This window comes from Opacimonas viscosa (genome assembly GCF_024199005.1).
Taxonomy (GTDB): Bacteria; Pseudomonadota; Gammaproteobacteria; order Enterobacterales; family Alteromonadaceae; genus Opacimonas; species Opacimonas viscosa.
This window is the reverse complement of the sequence record NZ_JANATA010000226.1, coordinates 1-255: the sequence shown is the minus strand read 5'-3', so window position 1 is coordinate 255 and position 255 is coordinate 1. Positions and strand designations below refer to the sequence as shown.

The following is a 255-nucleotide window of genomic DNA, read 5'->3' as shown; positions in this document are numbered from 1 at the left end:
AATACAGGCTTGTGGTTTATGCGAAGAAAGTTCAATAGCATTGTCGACAAGTGGCTTGTACTCAATGACTTTAGCGACCTCAATGCCACAGGACGCTGTGACGATCAGTTTGGGCTGCGCATCTTCAATACGCACGGCCAGCTCGTGAGGGGCGAACCCGCCAAATACAACCGAGTGAATTGCGCCTAATCGCGCAATAGCCAGCATTGCAACTACCGCCTCGGTAATCATGGGCATATAAACAACGACTCTGTC

Annotated in this window: 1 protein-coding gene; it reads right to left on the bottom strand. The window is 50.2% G+C overall.

The features are described from left to right. The coding region (locus NLF92_RS13390; RefSeq protein WP_254102745.1) for an AMP-binding protein at positions 1-255 on the bottom strand (255 nt) is incomplete at both ends.